Origin of the sequence: Methylophaga sp. SB9B (assembly GCF_004832235.1) — a bacterium.
Taxonomy (GTDB): domain Bacteria; phylum Pseudomonadota; class Gammaproteobacteria; order Nitrosococcales; family Methylophagaceae; genus Methylophaga; species Methylophaga muralis.
This window is the reverse complement of sequence record NZ_SSXS01000009.1, coordinates 92,857-113,558: the sequence shown is the minus strand read 5'-3', so window position 1 is coordinate 113,558 and position 20,702 is coordinate 92,857. Positions and strand designations below refer to the sequence as shown.

The 20,702-nt window shown below is 44.9% G+C and carries 23 protein-coding genes and 1 pseudogene; 12 read left to right on the top strand and 12 right to left on the bottom strand.

All coding sequences use genetic code 11. The features are described from left to right. Positions 1-284: 284 nt before the first annotated feature. On the top strand, positions 285-1,145 hold the full coding sequence (locus tag E8Q33_RS10930; RefSeq protein ID WP_136554754.1) for a class I SAM-dependent methyltransferase: 861 nt from the start codon (positions 285-287) through the stop codon (positions 1,143-1,145). Here the strand turns inward: E8Q33_RS10930 and E8Q33_RS10925 are convergent. From E8Q33_RS10925 to E8Q33_RS10895, 8 genes are all read right to left on the bottom strand, one after another. After that, positions 1,138-2,244 carry a glycosyltransferase gene (locus E8Q33_RS10925; RefSeq protein ID WP_136554752.1) on the bottom strand — a complete coding sequence of 369 codons (1,107 nt, stop codon included), beginning with the start codon at positions 2,242-2,244 and terminating at the stop codon, positions 1,138-1,140. The two genes, E8Q33_RS10930 and E8Q33_RS10925, sit on opposite strands and share 8 nt — an antisense overlap. Positions 2,245-2,251: 7 nt before the next feature. Further along, positions 2,252-3,766, bottom strand: coding sequence for a hypothetical protein (locus tag E8Q33_RS10920; protein WP_136554750.1), 1,515 nt, complete (start codon positions 3,764-3,766; stop codon positions 2,252-2,254). 86 nt (positions 3,767-3,852) lie between these two features. After that, positions 3,853-4,599: a lipopolysaccharide kinase InaA family protein gene (locus E8Q33_RS10915; RefSeq protein ID WP_136554749.1), complete on the bottom strand. Its 747-nt coding sequence runs from the start codon at positions 4,597-4,599 to the stop codon at positions 3,853-3,855. A 25-nt stretch (positions 4,600-4,624) separates the two neighbouring features. Continuing rightward, entirely contained in the window at positions 4,625-4,834 is a 210-nt protein-coding gene (locus E8Q33_RS16785) for a glycosyltransferase family 9 protein (protein ID WP_371413293.1), read from the bottom strand. 41 nt (positions 4,835-4,875) lie between these two features. Further along, positions 4,876-5,634, bottom strand: a complete 759-nt coding sequence (waaF, locus tag E8Q33_RS10910) for a lipopolysaccharide heptosyltransferase II (RefSeq protein ID WP_371413291.1) — start codon at positions 5,632-5,634, stop codon at positions 4,876-4,878. A 6-nt stretch (positions 5,635-5,640) separates the two neighbouring features. Continuing rightward, positions 5,641-6,447: a ZIP family metal transporter gene (locus E8Q33_RS10905; protein WP_136554747.1), complete on the bottom strand. Its 807-nt coding sequence runs from the start codon at positions 6,445-6,447 to the stop codon at positions 5,641-5,643. 38 nt (positions 6,448-6,485) lie between these two features. Further along, on the bottom strand, positions 6,486-7,241 hold the full coding sequence (gene pgeF, locus E8Q33_RS10900) for a peptidoglycan editing factor PgeF (protein ID WP_136554746.1): 756 nt from the start codon (positions 7,239-7,241) through the stop codon (positions 6,486-6,488). Continuing rightward, positions 7,219-8,019: an inositol monophosphatase gene (locus tag E8Q33_RS10895; protein ID WP_136554744.1), complete on the bottom strand. Its 801-nt coding sequence runs from the start codon at positions 8,017-8,019 to the stop codon at positions 7,219-7,221. The genes pgeF and E8Q33_RS10895 overlap by 23 nt, the downstream gene beginning before the upstream one ends. A gap of 96 nt (positions 8,020-8,115) precedes the next feature. Between E8Q33_RS10895 and E8Q33_RS10890 the strand changes: the two genes are divergently transcribed. Genes E8Q33_RS10890 through pmbA form a run of 7 tightly spaced genes read left to right on the top strand, consistent with a single transcriptional unit; the run spans position 8,116 to position 13,602 of the window. After that, positions 8,116-8,844: a 16S rRNA (uracil(1498)-N(3))-methyltransferase gene (locus E8Q33_RS10890; RefSeq protein WP_136554742.1), complete on the top strand. Its 729-nt coding sequence runs from the start codon at positions 8,116-8,118 to the stop codon at positions 8,842-8,844. Next, on the top strand, positions 8,841-9,152 hold the full coding sequence (locus E8Q33_RS10885; protein WP_136554741.1) for a DUF3301 domain-containing protein: 312 nt from the start codon (positions 8,841-8,843) through the stop codon (positions 9,150-9,152). Before E8Q33_RS10890 ends, E8Q33_RS10885 begins: the two co-directional genes overlap by 4 nt. Positions 9,153-9,171: 19 nt before the next feature. Next, the gene (locus E8Q33_RS10880; RefSeq protein ID WP_136554739.1) at positions 9,172-10,218 is read left to right on the top strand and encodes a response regulator; all 1,047 of its coding nucleotides are present in this window, start codon (positions 9,172-9,174) and stop codon (positions 10,216-10,218) included. 32 nt (positions 10,219-10,250) lie between these two features. Then, positions 10,251-11,075: a peptide chain release factor N(5)-glutamine methyltransferase gene (gene prmC, locus E8Q33_RS10875; RefSeq protein WP_136554737.1), complete on the top strand. Its 825-nt coding sequence runs from the start codon at positions 10,251-10,253 to the stop codon at positions 11,073-11,075. A 35-nt stretch (positions 11,076-11,110) separates the two neighbouring features. After that, positions 11,111-11,869, top strand: a complete 759-nt coding sequence (locus E8Q33_RS10870; RefSeq protein ID WP_136554735.1) for a molybdopterin-synthase adenylyltransferase MoeB — start codon at positions 11,111-11,113, stop codon at positions 11,867-11,869. Further along, on the top strand, positions 11,870-12,280 hold the full coding sequence (locus E8Q33_RS10865) for a Mov34/MPN/PAD-1 family protein (protein ID WP_069296467.1): 411 nt from the start codon (positions 11,870-11,872) through the stop codon (positions 12,278-12,280). After that, positions 12,277-13,602 (top strand): metalloprotease PmbA, encoded by a 1,326-nt coding sequence (gene pmbA / locus E8Q33_RS10860; RefSeq protein WP_136554733.1) that lies wholly within the window; start codon positions 12,277-12,279, stop codon positions 13,600-13,602. The genes E8Q33_RS10865 and pmbA overlap by 4 nt, the downstream gene beginning before the upstream one ends. A 7-nt stretch (positions 13,603-13,609) precedes the next feature. On the opposite strand, the gene E8Q33_RS10855 is transcribed toward pmbA, so the two are convergent. The 4 genes from E8Q33_RS10855 to E8Q33_RS10840 all read right to left on the bottom strand — a co-directional run bounded on the left by E8Q33_RS10855 (position 13,610) and on the right by E8Q33_RS10840 (position 16,950). Then, the gene (locus tag E8Q33_RS10855; protein ID WP_136554731.1) at positions 13,610-15,550 is read right to left on the bottom strand and encodes a PilZ domain-containing protein; all 1,941 of its coding nucleotides are present in this window, start codon (positions 15,548-15,550) and stop codon (positions 13,610-13,612) included. Between the two features lie 241 nt (positions 15,551-15,791). Continuing rightward, positions 15,792-16,061 (bottom strand): BolA family transcriptional regulator, encoded by a 270-nt coding sequence (locus E8Q33_RS10850; protein WP_136554729.1) that lies wholly within the window; start codon positions 16,059-16,061, stop codon positions 15,792-15,794. Further along, positions 16,058-16,357: a YciI family protein gene (locus tag E8Q33_RS10845; protein ID WP_136554727.1), complete on the bottom strand. Its 300-nt coding sequence runs from the start codon at positions 16,355-16,357 to the stop codon at positions 16,058-16,060. The genes E8Q33_RS10850 and E8Q33_RS10845 overlap by 4 nt, the downstream gene beginning before the upstream one ends. Continuing rightward, positions 16,357-16,950 carry a septation protein A gene (locus E8Q33_RS10840; protein ID WP_136554725.1) on the bottom strand — a complete coding sequence of 198 codons (594 nt, stop codon included), beginning with the start codon at positions 16,948-16,950 and terminating at the stop codon, positions 16,357-16,359. The genes E8Q33_RS10845 and E8Q33_RS10840 overlap by 1 nt, the downstream gene beginning before the upstream one ends. Before the next feature lie 52 nt (positions 16,951-17,002). Here E8Q33_RS10840 and E8Q33_RS10835 point away from each other — a divergent pair, with 52 nt between their 5' ends. The 4 genes and pseudogenes from E8Q33_RS10835 to E8Q33_RS10820 all read left to right on the top strand — a co-directional run. Next, entirely contained in the window at positions 17,003-17,833 is an 831-nt protein-coding gene (locus tag E8Q33_RS10835) for a PHP domain-containing protein (protein WP_136554724.1), read from the top strand. Between the two features lie 65 nt (positions 17,834-17,898). Next, positions 17,899-18,525 carry an L-threonylcarbamoyladenylate synthase gene (locus tag E8Q33_RS10830; RefSeq protein WP_069296460.1) on the top strand — a complete coding sequence of 209 codons (627 nt, stop codon included), beginning with the start codon at positions 17,899-17,901 and terminating at the stop codon, positions 18,523-18,525. After that, positions 18,522-19,202, top strand: a complete 681-nt coding sequence (locus E8Q33_RS10825) for a lysophospholipid acyltransferase family protein (protein WP_136554722.1) — start codon at positions 18,522-18,524, stop codon at positions 19,200-19,202. The genes E8Q33_RS10830 and E8Q33_RS10825 overlap by 4 nt, the downstream gene beginning before the upstream one ends. 144 nt (positions 19,203-19,346) lie before the next feature. Beyond that, positions 19,347-20,702 (top strand): annotated as a pseudogene (locus E8Q33_RS10820) (Clp protease N-terminal domain-containing protein); the annotation flags it as partial.

Here is a 20,702-nt window from a genome sequence, read left to right as displayed (position 1 = left end):
AGAGTGGTATAGACATTTAGCTGGCAAGTTCAAACTGTTCAGTTGTCTTCTCAAAAAAGTTTGTTAACAATTTCTGCGATTAAAAATTTTAAATATGAAGCTCTATTAACTGGATGCCTGAAGCTTTGAATATTGAGGAAATCAAAAAGGAAATCGTAGAGAGGTTTCAATCCGTAATGAACTCAGTTTTATCGGTTTACTCAAGGCCATAAAAACTTGTGGGGTTAAGGAGGGTCGACATATTTTTTTTGAGATTTCTTAATCAACAATAAAAGGTCTTGCCAATGGTTTATAAACAGAAACGAACCTTCCTAGAATGGTGTATCAAGAAAATCCGAAAAATATTCAACCTTGACGGAAAAAAAGGCAAAACTCGAATTAATCTTGTTTCCTCCTTTCCTCTATATAAGCCTTATAGCGCTGGTACATACAAAGATCGGTCTGCGTTAACTCTTTTAGCCATTAATGAACTAATCCCTGTCTTATCGTCTTTCACAAAATCATTGGGATATAAAAGCACTGAAACAATTCATCTGAATAGTTTGCTTGAACCTGAACAATCAAAATCTGCAAACGAGCTCAAAGCGATATTTGATAAACATCATAGTGATAAAGGAGCTGAATATAACTCATATCATTTACTCTACAGCATGATATTAGCGGATCGATCAGCTATAAAAAATGTGTTTGAAATTGGATTGGGTACAAACAATACGGATGTTGTGTCAAATATGGGTAAGGAGGGAGCTCCCGGTGCGTCATTGAGAGCGTTTAGGGAATTTCTGCCTCATGCCGAAATTTTTGGTGCTGATGTAGATAAGCGCGTGCTTTTTGAAGATGAAAGGATTCGTACATTTCACGTTGATCAAACTGATGATAAAACGTTCGATTTACTGAACCAACAATTACCTAATCATTTCGATCTTATGATAGATGATGGATTGCATGCGCCAAATGCAAATGTCAGAGCACTGAATTTTTTTCTTTCACATATCAAGGTGGGAGGCTGGGCCGTTATTGAAGATATTGGTGAACCGGCTATACCTGTATGGGAATTAATCGGCTCAATCTTGCCTGCTGAGTTTGAAAGCGCGATCTATCGAACTGAAAAGGCAATCTTATTTGCTGTAAAACGAGTCAATTAGTTTTTGGATCTACTATATTCCAGAATTCAGCTTTAACGGCTGCATTGGTGAAGTTCAACTCAAGTTTGTCATTAAGTCTGCGTATAAGCTGGTTTGTTTCGACAGGTGACATCTCATAGCGTTTGATCATTAAGTTTGCCAGCTGCTCAGGATGACCAACCTCGAAGCCTTCTGTCACGTCTTCGATAGCTTCGGTATTGCCGCTACATAAGCTTGCAATCGGTGGTAATTCTGCTGCATATGCTTCAAGCAGAGCAACAGGCAAGCCCTCTCGGATAGAGCTCAATACGAAACAATCGAAAGCCCGTAGATATCGAAAAACTTCTGGTACTTTTCCCAGAAAAGTTATCTTCTCTTGAAGATTAAGTTTTTCAACTTGATGTTTTAATGCGCTCTCTAAACGTCCGGCGCCTGCGATATACAGTCTGGCTTGAGGCATCTGGGGCAGTGCCAACGCAAACGCATTTATTAACGTAGCCTGATCTTTATCCTCATGCAACCGACCTACATTAACGAAACAGTATTCTGTTTCTGAGACTGCCAAGGCTTTTTTAGCCGCGGATCGGTCCAGCAATGAAGCTCTCAGCGTTTCAAAATCTAATGAGTTGTAAAGGTGAACAATCTTTTCTTTTTTGATAAAGGGCAAGGACTTTCTGACATCGTCACGAATGGCTTTTGAAACTCCAATAAGCGTAAGATTTTTGCCAAAGAATCGGATATAGAGTTTTCGAGAGAGGCGTTTAAAGTTGCCATCAATATGGCAAACGCCAAATACCTGGATGTCTTTCAACTGGGTTGCAATAAAAATAGCCCGATATCGATGGGCCACAATAAACTGAAACTGATATTGGTGATGTAGTTTTCTGATCTGTTCTGTCAGCTTTCCTTTAAAACCACCAAGTTCTTTATTTGTCGCTTCCAAAAAAATGACTTTCTTGGCAGAAACTTCATTTTCAATGGCAGGATCTTTTTGACCTTTCAGGAAGACAACAATTGCATCATGGTTAGTATTGTTCAAATAGCTTGCATATTCCTTAGCAACACTCAAAAAAGGAGCGTTATAGTCATTGCATAGTATCAAAACATTTTTTGCGTTCACTAAAACCTCAGGAGTCTTGTTGTTGATTTCTTAAAACCAAGGCTCTATCACCACGTGAATTAGCCGTCTTGTAGATTATTTCAAAATCTTTAAGGGTCAGCTTTTCTGCTAATTCGCTGTTTCGACGTTTAATCACCAACACAAGGTATTCATAATTTTTTATATTTTGCAGATTTCCTTTTGTATCCAGAGTGATATCTATCTCTGGCGCCTTATCGTGAATGTAGTAATGTGAAATAACATCAAAGGTAATAACACTGGAATCATCCGGCAGGTTATCAGCGGCCCACATTGCCACATCTTTAATGTAGGCTTTTGACACTGAGACAGTAAAAGAATCTATCGGACCGGCAATTAAAACGAGAACAGTAAATGCCAGAATACCCTTACGTTTATGTTGCCAGGCATTTTCAACAAATTGACAAATTCTTGGCAACATAAGAATAAACAAACCAGTAATTAGCATTACAGCATAGCGAGTACTTAAAAAATACTGCTTAAAAACGAAGATCAAAAGGATAAGGAAGTTTATTGCTACAAAAAAAAGAATTAACTTTCGGTAATTGGCTTCTGAATTGAACTCTCCATACTTTGAATAACGTGTATAGATATAAAAAATGATATAGGGAATGCTGAGCGCCGTAAAAATCTTCTCAAGCATCATCACTAATAATCCAGATGCAAGGATCAGACTCCCTGAGTCTTTATCGAAGTCACTCATCACCTGAGAATTGATAATTTCACTTTTTGCTAGAAAGTTATTTATCAATGTAGGGAAGTCTATATAGGTCAATACTTCAGAAATTTTACTAAAGGCAATAACAAAACTGGTTTGGCTGAGAGCGATGGATATAGCAATGGCCGTAAAAACAATAACTGTGGACCAAAGCATGGCAATTTGTTGGAAAGCAGTTTTAAGATTTTGGTTAGTTCCAAGCAAAAAAAATGGCAATGCCAGCAGTATGACTACGCCTTCTATCCGAAACAATATCGATAAAAAAACGGCGACTTGCCATGCAAATGCCAGCAGCCATGAGGTTTTCTGAAAACGGATAAATGCGTAAAGACCATAGGCAGTAAAAGCCCAGTAACCCATATCTCTGAACAGATAAGCCCTGTAATCGTTGAGCAGTGTGAAGCCAAGAATAAATAATGCGGCTATAAAAAGTTGTTGATTGTTTGGTAAAATTTTTGAGCAAATCAGGATCAAAGCATCAGTAAACAGTACGAACAAAATAATATTGACCAGTTCGCCACTGGTTTCCAGTGAGAAGCCGGTTAATAAATGAAATGCTGACACCAGGATAGAAAAAAAGGGCCAGTTAAATAATTGGGCTGAACCAAGCAAACCTTCATTGAGAAAAGCTCTTGCCATGTTCATATATAGCACGCCATCAGAATTAATTAATTCATCAACACCAAAGGCGATAAGTGAAAACAACAAGCTGACGATGGCGGTAAAGAGTCTGATTTCAATTAACTTAGGTGAGAAATCAGCTTTAAAGATTTGGGTAATGGGCATGAATGGTATTTCTTTCAGTTACAGACGTAGAGATGGAATTATACAATCAGATTAAAGGCATACTTAGGGTATAGTCGACATTATCTTTAGCCTCCCTGGCTTTTATTAGTTAAACGTAGCCACAACCTCTTATCTCTAGCTGAGAGACTGTTTGTTTGCCGGTAGTTTTTAAAAAAATACAGGCGGTCTTTTATTGTCCAGCGCTTATCGGCATGACGATTAAAGGTTGATAAATCTCTTTTCATAGCGAAATAGGCACTAAAACGCCAACGCAGTTTTTCCAGATCAATCAGTCGGATTGACCATTCACCATTGTCACGCAATTTCACAAAAATATGTTTCGGATAAAAACAGTTGTGCATGTAATGTAGTTTGTGCATTTTACGTGTAAGGCGGGCAAGTTTTGCCAGCAAGCTGCGTTTTTCAGGCGCCGATAAGGAGTCAGGATCGATATTGTCCAGTGAGCTGTAGCCGTCCAGTGCTTTGGTGACAAGAATGGCTTTATCGGCCTGTTTTCCAAAAAATATGGGTTCCAGGGTCGGGATATCGATAGTTTTCAACAGCAGTATATTGTTCAGTTCTTTTTCAAATGTTGGAACACCGGAAAAAGGATGTAGTAATGTTCTGCTGACATAGTTCTGCTGACGCTTGATAAATACATTTATATCGCCCTGAAGACTGTGCATGCTGTTTTGTGTGACACCACTCCAGCCGCCTCTTGCCTTATTGGGCTTATCAAACCAGTTGTGCGGTAATGCCCATAACTGATCGAACTTACTCACCGGATCGTCTGACCAGAAGGCATTGTTTACAAAAGAGGCTGGTTTTTTCATTGCATTGAACTACCGGAAAGTCATTTTATGACAGAAATGTTTCAGCAATTCTAGCAGATGAAAGCTCTTGCATACATTTGTGATGTCCCAATGGACAGGTCCTCTTGAAACAAGGACTGCATTCAATGGGAATCTGTACCAGACGGGCATTATCAGAGAGCGGCGGCGTAAAGGCGGGAGACGTGGGACCATAAATCGCTACTAATGGTCTATTAAGCGCAGCAGCAATATGCATTAATCCGGAATCATTACTGACCACCTGATCAGCTGTGGCAATCAAATCAATGGCTTCACCAGCTGGGTTTTTCCGCACAGATTGATAACATTATTTTTATCGGTAATGCCTGCAACAATTTGCTCCCCGACGGCCGCATCGGCTTTGGAACCCATAATTAACACCTGCCAGCCCTGCTGAGTAAGCTCTTCGCCTAGCGCGGCATAGTGAGTGGCAGGCCATTGTTTTGCAGGACCAAATTCTGCGCCGGGACACAGAACTAATCGTTTTTGGTCAGCTTTTTTGATTGGATTTAATTCATTTGAAACCGCTTCGGCAATCATTTTCGGTGGCAGATATTGCGGGGCAATATGTGACTGAGTGGCTGGATGAGCAAGAGAGACAAAACGCTGCACCATTAATGGTAATGCCTGTTTATTCAGTTTGCGAGGGTCATTCAGCAGACCATAACGCATTTCACCTAACCAGCCTGTGCGGATAGAGATGTTGGCAAACCACGGGATCAGCGCTGATTTCCAGGAATTCGGCAGCACGATAGATTGATCATATTTTTTATGTCTTAAACTCAGACCAATCTGCCGCCGTTGTTTCCAGCCAAACACACCATGGGTTATCGGCATGCTAATGGCTTCACGAACTTCAGGCATTCGAGCCAATAACGGTCGGGTCCATTCCGGTGCCAGCACATCAATATTGGCGTGTGGATAACGTTGTTTCAGTGCGGCGAATAACGACTGTGCCATCACCATATCACCGACCCAGGAAGGGCCGATGATTAAGATGTCATGTTTTGCTGGCATCGGTTATTAATGCAGTGTGCTGTGCGCCAGATAAATAAATATCACGCCAGCAACGATTAGCGAGGTTTGTTGTAAGGTCTCAGAAGGTTTTACTTTGCTTTGTAGACCCGGAATCAAATCAGCGACCGCAATATAAATAAAGCTAGAAGCGGCAACGACCAGAATATACGGCAGAATATGCTGCATATCGGCTAACAGGAAATAACCTAAAACGGCACCCACCACCGTTGCCAAACTGGAAAGCATATTGAAATACAGCGCTTTGCGACGTGAGTAGCCACTGTGCAGCAGGATCACAAAGTCACCCAACTCCTGCGGGATCTCATGTGCCGCAATCGCCAGCGCGGTGACAATCCCCAGATGTACATCGGTTAAAAATGCCGCAGCAATCAATACACCATCGACAAAGTTATGAATGCCATCGCCAATTAAGATTAATGCGCCAGCGGATTTTTTCGGTTGTTCATGATGGTGGTTATGATGATCTTCACCCAGTTCAGGGATGTGTTCATGGCCATGATGGCTGTGACAGTGCCGCCATAACACCATTTTTTCTAATAAGAAAAAACTTAATAAACCAATTAATAGCGTCAGACCGATGATATGTGGATCAACGACATATTCATGTTCGATAGCATGCGGCAACAGACCTAATAACGACGCGCCAAGTAGTGCACCAATAGCAAAACTCACCAGATGCGGAACAGCATGTTGACGGGTTTGAGTGGGCAGTAATAGAAAACTTGAGGCAATAATTACGCTGAGAAGACCACCAAGAATGCTGAAAATAATAATCCAGATTAATAAGTCCATACGCACCTGAAAGAGAAAAAGAATGCGCAAATCATACCTTATTCGGCCTCAATCCATATTAGTGTTGCCATTCGGCCGGTCACACCATCACGGCGAAATGAGAAAAAACGTTGTGTTTCGTTAAAGGTGCAATAGTCACCACCATAAATTCCAGTTACACCCTGCGCATTAAGGCGTTGTCTGGCCAGCTGATAGATATCGGCTAAATAACGATCTGAATGTGCTTTTGTAAAAGCGGACTCAGCTGCAGGATCTACCGCGACGAATGCGGCTTTAACTTCCGGACCAACTTCGAAAGCTTGTGGCCCAATGGCCGGTCCCAGCCAGACTAGAATCTCAGAAAGATGAGTGGCAAATTTGGCTAGAGTATTTTCAATAATTCCAGCTTGCAGGCCACGCCAGCCTGCATGGATTGCAGCCACCTGAGTCCCCGACTTATCGGTTATTAATAACGGCAGACAATCTGCTGTCATCACTGCACAAACTTTGTTGGTTGAGTCACTGACAATCGCATCGGCTTCAATATCGTGTCGCCATTGACTTGAATGGATAACATCCGTGCTGTGGGTTTGCTTTAGCCATAACGGCTCGGTTGGCAGCAAAGCGGTTTCAATTAATCTTTGCCGATTGGCGGCCACACAATCTGGATCATCGCCAACATGATCGCCTAAATTAAGCGATTCATATGGCGCTATGCTGTAGCCACCGTTTCGCGTCGTAGTTAACGCTTTAATGTGTTTGGGAGCAGGCCAGTTTACCGAGAGAAATGTTTCAGCCATCACATCGAGGTACATGCAGGTAATCACGCCAGGCGGCAAACAGATTTTCATCGCTGGCGGCACAGGTTGAGCGAGGGCTTAAACTGCGACTGAATACTGCTTCATTATCTAAGGTACAGGCAAAAGCACCTGCTTCTTTAACAATAAGCTGCGCCGCAGCGTAATCCCACATTTGTTGCCGACCATGCAGATACAGTTGCGCGCGTCCTGCAGCAAGCCAGCAGAGTTCGAGGGCGATTGAGCCCAAACTGCGTTGCGAACCATAAGGTTTTTCGTCAACCAGCCTTTGAGAAAGGGATTTGGGTAAACGTTTGAAATCAATAATGGCCAAGGTCTGATTCAGCGTAAGTCCAGAAATTTCGGCTTTTAATGGTTGGCCATTGAGCCATGCCCCCGCGCCTTTTTTGGCCGCAAAGCACTCTTTCATCACGGGGTCATAAACCAGTCCAAGGGTGACTTCACCATTTTCAATTAACGCCAGGGAAATGGAAAAGAAAGGCATGCCGGAGGCAAAATTACTGGTGCCATCAATCGGATCCAAACACCATAAGGAGTTGTTACTGGCAAGTAATTCTGCTTGTTCGTCTGCAGACATCTCCTCGCCAAGCAGTTTTATGTCCGGAAAATCCAGCTTTAACACCTCAGTGATGGTTTGTTGCATCAATTTGTCTGCGACGGTGACGATACTGCCATCGTGCTTATATTGACGACTGACAGTTTTGAATAATGGCATTAAATGCAACTGAACAGTGTCAGTCAGGCATTGTTGCAGTTTGGCGAGCTCGGTATCCATGGTAAAAAAGTATATCAGCCATTTACGCAATATTATTCAAACTCTGCGGTGCAGTCTGTAAACTGCTGATTCATTATTGTCAGTTGAAGCTATTTTATGCGTGTTCCCAGGTTTTATTGCGCGACTTTGGCGCCCAGTGCATCACCCATGGTGTTACCAGAAGAAGTGTTTCGACATGCCGTGCAGGTACTTCGCATGAAGCCCGGTGCGTTTTTGACCTTGTTCGACGGTCAAGGTCTGGAATATCAGGCTCAGCTGGAACAAGTCGATAAACGTCAGGCAACCGTCAACTTGCAGCAACAAATCAACATAGATAACGAATCACCGTTGGATATTCTGTTAATGCAGGGTATATCACGTGGCGAACGTATGGATTACGCCATACAAAAAGCCGTTGAGCTTGGCGTAAAACGTATCATGCCGGTCATTACCGAGCGCTGTAATGTGCAGCTTTCGGGTGACCGTGCTGAGAAAAGATTAAATCACTGGCAAGGTGTGGTTGTAAGCGCTTGTGAGCAGAGTGGCCGCAGTTTTCTGCCTGAATTATTGCCGATCACCACTTTGGATACGGCTTTGGCTGAGGTCAATGATGACTGCAAATTGGTGCTGGACCCAGAAGCTGTTCAGGGATTTTCCAGCGTGAAAAAAGCCAGCCAGATTGCTTTATTGATTGGCCCTGAAGGGGGCTTAAGTGATGCGGAAGTTCAACAAGCAATTGATGACGGATTTACCGGTATCAGTCTTGGGCCCAGAATATTAAGAACTGAAACCGCTTCTGCAGCGGCATTAGCCATGGTGCAAGCTGGCTGGGGAGATATCGGATGAATGACAGTACCATTGTATTAATAATTCTGGCGTTAATTGGCTGGATCTGGTGGGACAGTCGCGGTGTCGCGGAACATGCCAACCGGGTAGCCAGTCAATATTGCCAGTCAATGGGAGTGAGCTTTCTCAATGATACGGTTGCCTGGCAAAAAATCCGCCTGAAACGGGGCGCAAACGGCAGAATGCAATTTGAACGTACTTATTTTTTTGAGTTTGCCAGTGATATGCAACAGCGTTATCGTGGTGAAGTCGTCATGTTGGGAAAACGGGTGAAGTCGATCCAGTTGGATCCGCACCGTTACAGTTAAGTCATCAAAGGAAGAGGGTATGACAAACAAACTTGCACTGGTTATTGATGATTCACGTGTCGCCCGCATGATGTTATGCAAATTGTTGCAATCCTCCGGATTTGAGGTGGTGGAGCAGGGCAGCGCCGATGAGGCATTGGCATGGTTGCATAACACCGATCAGCTACCGCTCATCATCTTTATGGATTTAATGATGCCGGGTATGGATGGTCTTACTGCCACTCGTCAGATTAAAAATGATTCACGTTGGCAATCTATTCCGGTTGTTCTGTGCACCAGTAACGACAGTGAAGCCGATAAGCTGTCAGCGCATGAAAGCGGTGTATTGGCCTTATTGTCCAAACCACCAGAAGCCCAGCAGTTACAAAGCATTCTTAATGATCTGATTTCTCCTGTAGAAGCTGCATTAGAGATAATCCAACCAGCAGAAGAATTATCTTCGTTTAGTGAAACACTTCCAGCACCAAGCCTCGATGAAGTCATCGCCGAAGTAGAGCAACAGTTATTACCAGCGTGGTTGCAACAATCGCAGCACTCAGCAGAAAAAATAAGTCAGCGCATTGCCGAAAATGTTAGTCGTCATTTGATGGATGAAAGACTTAATGGGCTGGCAGAACAACTTTCCACACAGTTAACAGAACAACTCACTGCAGGTATTCAGCACAAGGTTGAGCAACAACTAGCAACACAAGCGGCACAAATGCAGACGGTATTATCCGAAAAAGCTGCTGACGCTGCTGAAACGGCGATGCAAAACCTGAATCAGTCCAATCACTGGCAACAACAAGTATCATCACAAACCGCGCGATGGTTATCTGATCAGCAACAGCTTATTCAGCAACAATTGATGTCGGCCTTACAGCCGCAAATAGAGGCATTAATTACTGAGCAACTTACCTCTCTTTCCAATACCGAAACGCCAATGATGGAAACGCTTCACGAAGAATTGGCGCAACTGCAACTGATGCAGGCTCAACTGGTTAAACGTCAACGGATGAAAGGGGCATTAGTGATGGTGGCTCTGGCAGCAGGAATATTTGCGCTGTTACAAATCAATTTATTTTGATCTGTCTATGCTGAAGACGGCTTAGCCTAGGTATGACTATTTTTGAAGCGTTGCAATGGGCCAGAATACAACTGATTGCCAGCCCATCGCTACGCGCTGATAGTGAAGCCCTTTTATGCCATGTGCTGGATTGTCAGCCGCTCGCTTTAATCACTTCACCTGAAAAAACGCTGTCTACAGAGCAACAGCAACAATTTGTTTCGCTGATTGAGCAACGTCAGCAAGGATTGCCTGTTGCCTATTTAACGGGTACGCGCGGCTTTTGGTCGTTGGATATTGAAGTAAATCAACATACTTTAATACCGCGTCCTGACACCGAATTGCTAGTGTCATTGGCTCTGGAAAAAATCCAGCCGGGAATGCGCGTCGCTGATCTTGGAACCGGTAGTGGGGCGATTGCCTTAGCGATTAAAGCCGAATGCAAAGATATTTGGATGCTGGCAACAGATTATTCGGCTGAAGCCTTGACCATGGCAAAACACAATGCCGAAAAGAATCAGTTGGAGGTGCATTTTGTTCGTGCCCAGTGGTTGGAAGCTTTTCAGCCTGAATCCTTTGATCTGATCGTTTCTAATCCACCCTACATCCGAGCGGATGATCCGCATTTAACCAGTGGCGATCTTCGATTTGAGCCTTTGACCGCATTAGCCTCAGGAGAGGATGGTCTGCAGGATATCCAGCAACTGGTTCGCCAATCCGCAGACATACTAAATTCTCAGGGCTGGTTAATGGTTGAACACGGCTACGATCAATCTGTAGAGGTTCAGGCAATATTTCAGCAAAACGGCTTTACCGATATCCAGGCCTATCAGGATTACGGGCAACAAGATCGTGTTGTGATCGGTCAGCGCGGCTAGTTCGGCAAGTCCCGAATTCAGGTAACATACTGCATATGAATGATGATCAATTGCTGCGTTACAGTCGCCATATTCTTTTGCCTGACTTTGATATCACCGGTCAACAACGGGTGTTGGAAAGTCGTGTATTGGTGATTGGTCTGGGTGGCTTGGGATCGCCAGTAGCTTTGTATCTCGCCGCTGCAGGCGTTGGTCATCTGGTGCTGGTAGATGACGATATAGTTGAGCTGACCAATCTGCAGCGGCAGATTGTGCATAGACAAACATCAGTTGGAAACACCAAAACCAGTTCAGCTGCAGCCACTTTAGAAAGTTTGAACGACACCATTAAGGTTGAGACAATCGATCATCGTTTAGGTGAACTGGAGTTGACTGAGCAGGCTGTTTTGGCCGATGTCATAGTGGATTGCACTGACAATTTCAGTAGCCGGTTTCTGCTCAACCGGGTCAGTAAAAAAACCAGAACACCGCTGGTTTCAGCTGCTGCCATCCGTTGGGAAGGACAAATTTCTGTGTATGATGCTCGATATGCTGACGCACCATGTTATCGTTGTTTATACGACGACAATGGCGGTGATATTCAACAGAGTTGTGCTGAGAGTGGGGTGCTCTCACCATTGCTGGGCATGATGGGATCGATACAGGCAATTGAAACACTCAAATTGCTCGCCCAAACCGGCACGTCACTTAATGGTCGATTGCTGATAGTCGATGCCTTATCAATGCAGATACGGGAAATAAAGTTAAAACAAGATCCGGCTTGCCCGGTATGTCACGATAAAGAGAATAACTAAATGACAGTTACAACGACCATACGTTTACCGCGTACTTTAGTGAATGATCTGTTACATCAGGCACAACTTTCACCTAAGCAGCAAGTTTCCGGATTGATTGGCCGTCATGGTCAGCGCTGTATGTGTTATCCAATAGAAAGTGTCAAAACGGATGCCAGCGTGCTGTTTGCCCTCAATGCCAGTGAACAGTTGGCGGCATTGAAAGAGATGAAAGAACGCAATCAGGAATTATTCGCTATTTATCATTCCCATCCAGATGCACCGGCTTTACCTTCAGTGATTGATGAAGATGTGGCGGATTATCCGCAAGCTTTGTATCTGATAATTTCTTTAAACACCCGTGGCGTGCTGGAAATGCGTGGTTTCCAAATGCATGGAAAAAACATCGAAGAGGTAAATTTGATCATATGAGTATTCTTGACGCATCAGTATTAAAAGATGCAGCGCAACAGGCGCTGGATGCGGCTAAAAAGCTGGGCGCGACCGCTGCTGAAGTGGGCATCAGTCAAAGTGTCGGCTTATCGGTAAATGTTCGCCAGGCGGAAATTGAAACGCTGGAGCACAACAAAGATACTGGCCTCGGAGTCACCGTCTATCTGGGCCAAAGCAAAGCTTCTGCCAGTACCTCAGATTTGCGACCAGAAGCCATCCACGAAACTGTAGCTATGGCATGCAGTATTGCCAAACATACCCAGGAAGACAAATACGCCGGCTTAGCCGATGCAGCATTAATGGCTACGACATTTCCGGATTTACAGTTGTATTATCCTTGGGAATTATCACCGGAGCAGGCGATTGCCCTGGCGATGGAATGTGAGCAGGCAGGACGGGATTTTGATCCATTGATCAGCAATTCAGAAGGGGCCAGTGTTTCCTCGCATGAAGGTCAACGTATTTATGCCAACAGTCATGGCTTTATCGGTCAGACGCAGTCCAGTCGTCACAGTTTATCCTGCACCTTGATTGCCCGAGATGAAAACGGTATGCAGCGTGATTACTGGTATGACGTGGCTCGGGATAGCAAGGATTTGGCTGCAGCAGTGTCGATTGGCCGTAAAGCCGCGGAGCAAACCCTCAAACGTTTGAATGCTCGTGAAATTGAAACCGGACAATATCCGGTGATTTTTGCAGCTGAAATTGCCTCTTCTTTGTTTGGCCAATTAGTGGGCGGGATTCGCGGTAGTGCGTTGTATCGTAAATCCAGTTTTCTGCTGGATAAACTCGGTGAGCAGATTTTTCCGGAGTTTATGCATATCCACGAACAGCCACATCTATTAAAAGCCTTGGGCAGTTCAGCCTTTGATGCTGAAGGTGTTGCCACACAAAATCGTGACATTATTCGTGACGGTATTTTGCAAGGTTATGTGTTGGACAGCTATTCCGCCCGACGTCTCAATATGACTACCACGGCAAATGCTGGCGGGGTGCATAACCTCACGGTGGATAGTAATGATTTGTCGTTCAAAGACATGCTGAAAGCGATGGACCGCGGCGTGATTGTCACTGAAACCATGGGCATGGGTGTCAATATTGTGAACGGTGACTACTCGCAAGGTGCGGCCGGTTTCTGGGTTGAAAATGGTGAGATCCAATACGCCATTGATGAGTTCACTATTGCTGGACAATTGCAGGATATGTTCAAAGGCATTCAAGCCGTGGCGAATGATGTGGATTTACGCAGCAATATCCGCAGCGGTTCAGTGTGGATCGATAAAATGATGGTGGCGGCGTAAACAGACCCTAAGGCTTATGGCTATCGCGAATCAGTGCCGTAATATCGGTCATGTAGGCCACAGCAAATATTGAAAACAACATCTGCCGCAGGTTTTTTATCCGGTGCGCGCTGTGGCTGCGCAATGCATTGATCTGCTGCGTCAAATCTTGTTCGTCATGCAGCCAATCTGTTTTGCTGTTTATCAACTGACAATGAAAAACATAATGATGATCTGCATTGAAAAGCCTGTGTAATAACAGGTTTTTTGCTTCTTTTGATTGCAACTCATGTTCACAGATAATCTGCCAGGGTTGCTGTTGGGATCGATAACAGTACAAACCCATCGAATGCGTCACCAGATTGTCGGTATTGAGCGTTTTTAACTGCAGCGTAATACGCGATATGGCGTTAGAAATCGCCTGCCACAGTTTATTATCCGTTTGATCGATGATCTGGGAGTGGCCAGCCACAGCCTGCAGAACACGTTTTTGCTGATTGTCCAAACCGAAAAACAAGGCCGTATTGAGCGGCGTGTGACTCAACAGATCCAGGTAAACCCGACTGTATTGCATTTGTAGCAAATCGTCTTCTCGACGTGCCAATGAATGTTGATTGGTGGAAATGGCTTTTTCAAAAAACTGATTCAATGCTAACGGGCATTGACTGACCATTCGCTGCAACCCCAGCTCTGTTTGCTCGGCAAACTTTTGCACCCGTTTCACCTCATAAGGCACACTGCGTAAATTCAGCAACGGTCGCTGATTTTGCCAGCGAGTGAAATGCAATGTGGCTCGACTGCCAACAGATACCAGTAAATCCGCGTTGACGGATAATGAGAGACCATTAATCGATACCTCATTCGTTTGCGTGACATATTCCTGGCCATTGATAAACAACGCAACTGGGGTAAGTACGGTGTAACGACTTTGTTGGCGTCTTATAAAGGTTTTTATTGAGCTAAGAGGTGGTAACTCATAGTTTGCCGCAGATCGCTCGGTTGCATTATCAGCATCAAACGTGATCTCATCATCGCTCAACTGTTGTAAACAGGCTGTAATGTCGGTAATGACCAGCAACGATTTTAGTCGCGAGAGCTTACGCGAGAAGTCATCCGCAACACGCGGATCGACCTGAGCAATACTATCTAGATGCGGGTGGTAATGTGTCTCGTCCACCTCTAACGCTGTGACAGTGAACTGCCACAACTTTGTTTTGGCTGGCCATGGCCAATGCTGCTTCAAACGGCTTAATTCGTCAGCCGAGATTATCTGCAAACGATCTTTATGTAGAGCCAAGATGCCGCTAGTTACAAGAGTTTGTTCTATCCGTGCCAGCAGCGTTTTGATGTTCTTAAGTAAGTTGGGAGCACTGGTAAAAATCTGATCACAAACAGTACTGCTATGCACAGCGGTTACGATGGTTTTTTGCTGTTGTTCGCCAATCCAGCACAGCAGGCTGGGAATTTGCCGACTATAAAGCCGTAACAAACAATTTTGCGTCAGGTTGAGAATTTCGTTATTTAATTCTGCCGGACTACGTTGCGTCTGGTTACTTAACCAGTTTTGCCAGGCCTGACGGATGTCATCGCTCACCGAATCATTGAAACGCAACACAATAAAGGTACGTTGTTCATCATGATCCAGCCGCGTGATATCAAAGGCTATTTTGGTGGGTTCTGTATTATGGGCATTTGGGAAGTGCTCAAAACTGACCTGAACGGTATCGTTTTTTTCCAGTGTCGATGCTTGTTTCATACTGACACGAATGGCGTCAGCACTGATATCCAATGTCATTGCATGGTAACTTAACTGAGCAGTTTCAATAGTGACTGGAAGAGTGAGTAACACCCGTTGGGCCTGACGTCTTACCGGCTGATCCAACCTGAGAAGTAACAGGCTATTGTCGTCTGTAGCTGTGTTAGGGGCTTGTTGTGATTGTTGTTGAAACTGGCGAACAGTTTGCAGCAAGGCCTCGTAAACACCACTGTGTAACTTCCATTCATGCGCTCAACCAGCTGTTTGAGGATCAGATAATTACGATCATCCAGATAGTGGGTCAGATCACCGAATTCATAAGGCTGGCATTCGCCAGAAACCTTGCCGCGTAAATCGATAATGCGTTGACAGGGTTTTTGTAATCGTTGACGTTCCAGCTGGGCTAGAAAGAGTTGATTTTGATTTTTGCTGCTTTCCGTTGCCATCGTCCTGATTAATTCAGTTCTTCAGGTGTTTTGGCTTGAATGCTCAGCGCATGAATAGCTGAGGGCAATAGCTCGGCTGCGGCCTGGTAAACCAGTCGGTGCCGTTTAATTGGAGACAGTCCAGCAAAAACTTCACTGACAATAAACACGCTGAAATGACCACCACCGGTGTTTCCCGCGTGTCCTGCATGTAAATGACTGTCATCGGTAATGTCTAACTGGGTTGGGTGCAATTGCTGTAAAGCTTGCTCCAGTTTTTGTTGGGTTGCTGAACTCATGGCAATACTTTACGGAATGGTTTAACGGTGACTTTGGCATAGACATCTGCTTCGATGTACGGATCAGCGTCAGCCCAGGTTTGGGCGCTGTGCCAGTCGTCAAATTCTGCGATAACTAAACTGCCGGTGAAACCTGCTGCGCCTGGATCTTCACTATCAATTGCGGGATGTGGGCCGGCCAACACTAAACGACCTTCATTTTGCAATTGCTGCAAGCGGGCAAGATGAGCCGGTCTGGCAGCCAGTCTTCGTTGCAGGCTATCAGGTTTGTCTTCGCTGATAATGGCGTACAACATCAAGGAGCATCCTTAGAATCGCTGTTGTCCTTAATATGGCGGGACAAATACAGGGCCTGTCCGGCAATAAATACCACTGTAATAATTAACGAGCCAAACAATTTGAAATTGACCCAAGTTTCTTCTGAGTAGTTATAAGCGATATAAATATTCAGAAAACCCGAAAACACAAAAAACAGAATCCACACCGTATTGAGTCGTGACCAGACGGCAGTTGGCAATTGCAGATGGGCTGCCATTAAACGCTCCAGCAAGGTTTTATCAGTAAATACTCTGGCACCGAGAAAGGCGAGGGCAAACAGCCAGTTCACTGCAGTCGGTTTCCACATCACGAATTCAGGATTTTGTAACCAGATAGTAGCTCCACCGAGTACGATGACCAGAATTAATGTAATCATGTGTTGCCGCTCAACCTTGCCGTGGCGCAACTGACTCCAGATAACCTGAATCAACGTTGCCACCATCATTACCGCCGTGGCGACATAAATGCCGGCGATGTCGTATTCCTGACCATTCCAATGATAGATGCCGCCACCAAATTTATAGGCAATGAAAAATAAAATAATGGGCAAGAAATCGGTAAATAGTTTCATCTTTAATTTCAGTTATTACAGAGATGGCACATTCTAACGTAAAATCAACACCATGACGCACTATGACCTGCATTGCCACTCCACCGCCTCTGATGGCGCTTTGTCACCTCAAGCCCTTGTTGAACGAGCTGTTCAGCAAGGTGTTGATGTATTGGCACTAACTGATCACGATGGTACGGAGGGCATAAACGCTGCCCTGCAAGCTGCTGAGGGACAACCGATAACACTTATTCCAGGGGTGGAAATTTCGGTTACCTGGTATAGCAGTACTGTTCATATCGTTGGACTGAACATCGATATTGATAACCCTAAATTGCAAAGCGGCTTAGCTGATATTCGAGATTATCGGCAGCAACGGGCCGAACAAATTGCGCAACGCTTGGAAAAATCCGGTATTCCAGGTGCCTTAGAAGGCGCTGCTCAATATGCCTCTAAGACCATGTTGGGACGCATGCATTTTGCGCAATTTCTGGTTGAACAGGGTCATGCCGCCGATACCAAAGACGTTTTCAAACGTTTTCTGGTTCGAGGCAAACCGGGCTATGTGCCGGGCAGCTGGACCGATTTATCCTCAGCAGTGCAATGGATAACCGAAGCCGGAGGACAAGCGGTTATTGCTCATCCATTACGTTATAAAATGACGGCAACTAAGCTGCGCCGGCTGATTGAGGATTTTAAAACCGCTGGCGGGCAAGCCATTGAAGTCAGCTCCGGACATCAACATCCAGATCAATTAAGAAACGTCGCGGCGCTCGCCAAACAATATGATTTGCTGGCATCCTGCGGCTCGGATTTCCATGGTCCGGATCAAAGCTGGAGTGAACTGGGTCGTTTTCTGCCACTGCCCGCTTCATGCAAACCGGTATGGTCTTTATGGCAGTGAAACAGGCATATTCATTCGACTATGCTATATCTGAACACTATTTAGAGAACTAACGAAGGTTTTACATGAGCCAGTATTTTCAAATTCATCCCGATAATCCGCAGCAGCGTTTAATTAAACAAGCCTGTCAGATCATCATGAAAGGCGGTTTAGTGGTTTATCCGACGGACTCTGGCTATGCCTTGGGATGTCATTTGGGTGATAAAGCGGCGATGGATCGGATTCGCCGTTTGCGGCAACTGGATGATGATCACAATTTCACACTGGTGTGTCGTGATTTATCCGAGCTGGCGGTTTACGCCAAGTTTAACAATGCGGTATTTCGGTTGATTAAAGCCCATACCCCGGGCCCTTATACATTTGTACTACCCGCCACCAAAGAAGTGCCACGCAGATTACAACATCCAAAACGCAAGACCATCGGCCTACGAATACCGGTCAACAATATCGCTTTGGCATTATTGGAAGAATTGAATGAACCGTTGATGAGTTCAACCCTGATTCTACCAGGCGAGAACATGCCGATGACTGAAGCCGATGAGATAGCCGATCAATTAGGCAAACACGTTGATTTGATAATTGATGGTGGTGCCTGTGGACATGAACCGACAACCGTTATCGAGTTTGTGAATGATCTTCCTGAAGTTGTTCGCGTCGGTATGGGCGACCCAGCACCGTTTGAGGTGGAATGATCGTCTATCTCACAATAGTCATTTTTATCGCAGTCGTTATTTGGTTCATTGGACTGCAAAATGCCAAAGCAGATTGGGGCGGGCCATCCGTTAACTGGTTGGACGGTTGGACGCGGCTGATATGTCGTTATATCCATCGTTTACCGGAGCAGAAAATCGCTTTACCCGAAACTGGCCCGGCTATTGTGGTTGCCAACCATGTTTCAGGCGTCGATCCGCTGTTACTAATTTCGGCCAGCACACGACCATTACGCTTTTTGATTGCACGAGAAGAATATGAGCGGCCAATTGTTCACTGGCTGTTTAAAAAAGCCGGCTGCATTCCGGTTGATCGTACTGGCCGCCCGGAACAAGCATTAAGGCAAGCACTGCGAGCTTTGCAGCAAGGCGAAATTATTGCGCTGTTTCCTCACGGTAAAATTCATCTGGATAGTGATCCCCCCAGAAAAATCAAAGGTGGTGTCGGCCGATTGGCAAGCTGGTCATCAGCGCCAGTGTTTCCAGTTAGAATTGATGGTGTCACCGCTCAAGGCAAGGTTTTTACTGCACCATTTGTCCCCAGCAGAGTACAGTTGACGATGAGTCCTGCATTGCATTGCTCTACCGAAACAATGCTCCAATGTCTGCAAGATATCAGTTCAGCAATTGAGACCCCGGCAGGCATCAAAAAAAATTAAACATAGCGTAGTCTTTTTAAAGAATTAAACTATTTTCAATAACTTAATGTTTTTATCAAAATAATTTTTTCTTCAAACTCTCTCTTGATTTCCATTCGGCACCCCCCATTTTGTAATTAACATATTTTTTACAGGGATATTACGATGCAAATCGATAAACTCACCAGCAAATTCCAGGAAGCCCTAGGAGCAGCACAAAGTCTTGCTGTCGGCCGCGATCATCAGGTCATAGAACCCGCACATTTATTATTGGCGTTATTGAATCAGCAAGGTGGCACCGTTAAACCTTTGCTGGCGCAAAGTGGTGTCAACTTGCCTGCCTATCAAGCCGATCTTGAAGCACAGCTAAATCGTTTTCCCCAAGTGGAAGGCGGGAATGGCGATATTCGCATTTCTGCTGATTTAAGTCGTCTGTTAAATCAAACTGATAAATTGGCCCAACAACGTCAGGATCAGTTTATTTCCAGTGAGTTATTGATACTGGCGGCGGTTGAAGATAAAAATCAGACTGGTGAGTTATTGCGTAAACATGGCGCTAACAAAACCAATATTAATAACGTGATTGAAAAAATTCGAGGGGGCGAACGCGTGACTGATCAAAATGCAGAAGAACAACGTCAGGCGCTGGAAAAATACACTATTGATCTGACTGCTCGTGCCGAGAGCGGCAAGCTGGATCCGGTGATTGGTCGGGATGATGAAATTCGCCGCACCATACAAGTTTTGCAACGCCGTACCAAAAACAATCCAGTGTTGATTGGTGAACCGGGTGTCGGTAAAACAGCGATTGTGGAAGGCCTCGCACAACGAATAGTCAATGGTGAAGTGCCTGAAGGCATGAAAAACAAACGCGTTTTGGCTTTGGATATGGGCTCATTGATTGCCGGTGCCAAATTCCGAGGCGAGTTTGAAGAACGCTTAAAAGCAGTGCTGAATGATCTGTCTAAACAGGAAGGGCAAATCATCCTGTTTATCGATGAAATTCATACCATGGTAGGGGCTGGCAAAGCCGAAGGTGCGATGGATGCTGGCAATATGCTTAAACCTGCTCTGGCACGAGGCGAATTGCATTGCATCGGCGCCACAACATTGGATGAATACCGCCAATATGTTGAAAAAGATGCTGCGCTTGAGCGCCGTTTTCAGAAAGTGCTGGTGGGCGAACCAGTGTCGAATCGACCATCGCAATCTTGCGCGGCTTAAGTGAGCGTTATGAAGTGCATCATGGTGTGGAAATCACTGATCCGGCTATTGTGGCTGCAGCCAACTTATCGCATCGTTATATCACCGACAGAAATTTGCCGGATAAAGCCATTGATCTGATCGATGAAGCTGCCAGTCGTATTCGGATGGAAATCGATTCCAAACCTGAAGTACTGGACCGTCTTGAAAGACGGTTAATTCAGCTGAAAATTGAACGTGTGGCGTTGCAGAAAGAATCGGATGAAGCTTCCAAAAAACGTTTGGATACGCTGGAAACCGAGATGAAAAAGCTGGCAC